Here is a 3,191-nt window from a genome sequence, read left to right as displayed (position 1 = left end):
CCCCGTGCCCGCGCCCGTGCCCGCGCCCGTGCCCGCGCCCGTGCCCGTGCCCCGTGCCCAGATGAATAGTCTGGAAGTCTGGAAGTCTTGTCACCCTGAGCGGAGCGAAGGGTCTCGCCCCGCGCCGGCACGAACGATGATCCTTCGCTTTGCGCAGGATGACAATGATTCGGACGATCGAAATGGCTCCGCCGATGAAAAAAAACGCCCCGCGTCGCCGCGAGGCGTTTTGCATCTCGTCGTTTCGCGAATCGTGTTGCCGCCTCGTTACCACCCGCTCCCTGACGGTCGCGGCTCTGATCGTCGCGTCAGCGCAAGCAAACCGCGAAATCGCTCGCCAGGCCGAGCACGTCAAACCCGCCGCCGGCGATCTCGACAAAATACGCCACTTCGCGCGCGCACGCCGCGGCTTCGAGCAGTTCGCCGAGCGACTCGCACGCCGGGAACGCGTCGTAACACGTGTTCAGGCAGAGCGCCTCGTCCGCGTCGGTCAACGCCTCGTCGCGGCATGCGGTGTCGCAAAGCGCGAAATCGCCGCACACGGATTCGCCCGCCGCGAGGCACCCGACAAAGCCGTCGCCGGCGTCGTCGGCGCACAGGCCGATTTCGTCCGCGACGCGGCCGGCCGGCACGCCGTGCGTCAACCGATCCTGCGCACGCACGACGCACGCGCCCGCCGCGTTGGCGAGATCGTCGAAACACGCGGCCTCGGCGCCGCTCACCAGCCAGTCCGCGCCGCCCGCGTCGAGATAGTCTCCAAGTTCGTCCGCGCCGAAATCCACGTTCAACGCCGCGAAGTCTTCCATCAGCGCGAACGCCTCGTCGAAGTCGTCGGCGGACTTGCAGCCCTCGCAACCCGAGCAGCCGCAGCTTCCCTCGGGCAGGCGGTCGCCGGAGTCCTCGGGCGGGCCGACGGTGTCGTCATCGAGGTTTCCGGAATCGTCGTCGTCGGTCTCGTCGAAGTCCTCGAACTCCTCCTCGTCGTCGTCGCCGGAGTCGTCGTCGTCATCGTCCTGATCGCAGGCGATGGCGGCGCCAAGCGCCAGCAAGACGACAAGCGCGAAAGCGCAGAACAAGGACCACAAGCGCGCGTTCATAACCTGAACCCCCCTGTCGTTCATTTTCGGACGGCGCACTATACACCAAACACGCCAAACGCAAGAACGATGCGAACGGGAATGTGGATGGAATCGCCCTCCGGCGTCGTGGCCGTCCATGATGTCCATTCGGTCCATCATGTCCATTCCGGCGCCGTCGCTCCCCGGGAGCGCAGGTGTCCCGCCTGCTTTGATTGCCCCCTCTACTCCAGCGTCGCCAGCCGCTCCGACACGACCTTCGCAAGCTGCGGACCGGTGCGGCGTGCAAGTTCGTACTCCTTGCGCGCGGTTTCGATGTCGCCCTGCGCGCGCGCGATCTCCGCAAGATACAAATGCGCCGGCGCGTATCCCGGATTCGCCGCGAGCGCCTGATGAAGCGCCGTCGCCGCGCGCGGATCGCCGGAGAGGTACAACGACTCCGCGAGCCGCGTCATCATCCCCGGATCGCCCGGGATGAGATCGAGCACCTGTTCGAATTCCTCCGCCGCTTTCGCGAACGCCTGCCGCGAGAAAAAATAGTTGCCAAGATTGATGTGCGCCTGCGCCTGAAAGTCGATCGCGTCCTGGCGGTAGAGCTGCCGCGTGACGCCCGTGGCGCGACCGCCGGTATCGCGCTCGACGACCTGACCGTGCGGACGGGCCGGGCGCGTGCGCCAGTCGGGATCCGTGTAGCGATAATTCCAGCGCGACAGATCGACCGGCGCGTCGCGCGATTCGACGACGCGAAACAGCGTGCCGCTCGGGACAAACATGATCGGCCGCGCCGGCGTCACGCGCGGGATCGTCGTGAACACCAGTTCGCGCCCGCCCTTCCGCGCCACCTCCACGAGCGATACGACGGCGTCCGTCAGCGTCAGGTCGCGATCGAGCGGCGGCACGGTCACGCCGTGGCGTCGCTCGAGGTAGCGCCGATACCACGCGAACGAGATGAACGGCTCCCACACCGGCGTCACGTCCGGGCGCTCACCCGCGACGGCCTGCACGTAGGCGACGATCGAACACGCGGAGTCGCCGCGCACCACGAATAGCCCGCCCTCGCCGACGCTCGAAAGCAGGTTGCGCCCGTAGTCGAGCGGCAGCACGTCGTCGCGCCGGTCGAGCAGCGGTGCGTTGACGTAGAGCTGCGGCGCGAGAATCACCGCGCCGCAAAACGCCGCGATCGCATTTCGGCGAACGGAGCCACGCCCCCCCGTGCCGCGACCGTCAGGGAGCGGGTGGTTGGCCCCGCCACTTCGCGTTTCTTCCTTCAAAATAGACCGCACGCACGCATCCGCCCCCAACCCGATCGTGACCGCCATCGGCACCCACGCGGCGATGAGCCACATGTCGTATTCGCCGCCCTTCACGTACACCGCGGACAAAAGCGTGATGGGAAGCATGGCCAGCAACAGCGGGATGACAACGTCGCGCCGCCCGCGCGCCGCCCACAAGCCGAACAACGCGAGCGCGAGCCCCGCGGGAAAAAATTGCAGATACGCCTCGTGCCCCACCGACGCGACGCGGCTTGCGAGAAACGCGAAGTTCTTCTCGTTGCCGACAAACGTCCCCATCGTGACGTGCTTGAAAAAACCCTTCACCGAAAGCACGTCGCCCATGACGAGATAAGGATCGGTCAGCGCGATGAGCGGCAACACGAAAAACGGAACGAGCGCGCACGTCGCGACGATCGACGCGCCGATGCCGATCTCGCGCCACGCGCCGCCGCCCGACTTGTAGCGCCACGCGGCATACAACATCAGCGGCGCCATCGCCGCGGTCATCGGATGCACGCCGAAGGACAGGCCAAAGACCGCGCAGGCCAGATAGATCGAACGGGGATTGAGGATTGAGGATTGAGGATTGAGGGGAACGCCGCGCGCACGATCAGAGCCGCGCGCACGACCAGAGCCGCGCGCACGATCAGAGCCGCGCGCGTGAACAGAGCCGCGACCGTCAGGGAGCGGGTGGCCGGCGCCGGCACTTCGCGCATCTCCCACCACAAACCACAACAACATCGCCGTCAGCAGCGCGTTCGGCGCGTAAACCTCCGCGTTCGTCGCCTGCATCCAGAGGCTGTAACTGAACGCCAGCGCAAGGCCCGCGACGGCGCCGGCC

The 3,191-nt window shown here is 66.9% G+C and carries 2 protein-coding genes; both read right to left on the bottom strand.

Annotated features, from left to right (window positions below; genetic code table 11):
• Positions 1 to 308 precede the first annotated feature (308 nt).
• Positions 309 to 1,097, bottom strand: a complete 789-nt coding sequence (locus tag K8I61_07120) for a hypothetical protein (protein MBZ0271791.1) — start codon at positions 1,095 to 1,097, stop codon at positions 309 to 311.
• Positions 1,098 to 1,300: 203 nt separating this feature from the next.
• Positions 1,301 to 3,191, bottom strand: a 1,891-nt coding sequence (locus K8I61_07115; protein MBZ0271790.1) for a DUF2723 domain-containing protein, incomplete at its 5' end; no start/stop codon positions are given.

This window comes from bacterium (assembly GCA_019912885.1).
In the GTDB taxonomy this organism is placed as follows: domain Bacteria; phylum Lernaellota; class Lernaellaia; order JACKCT01; family JACKCT01; genus JAIOHV01.
The sequence above is the reverse complement of the archived record's forward strand: the minus strand, read 5'-3'. Positions and strand labels throughout refer to the sequence as shown.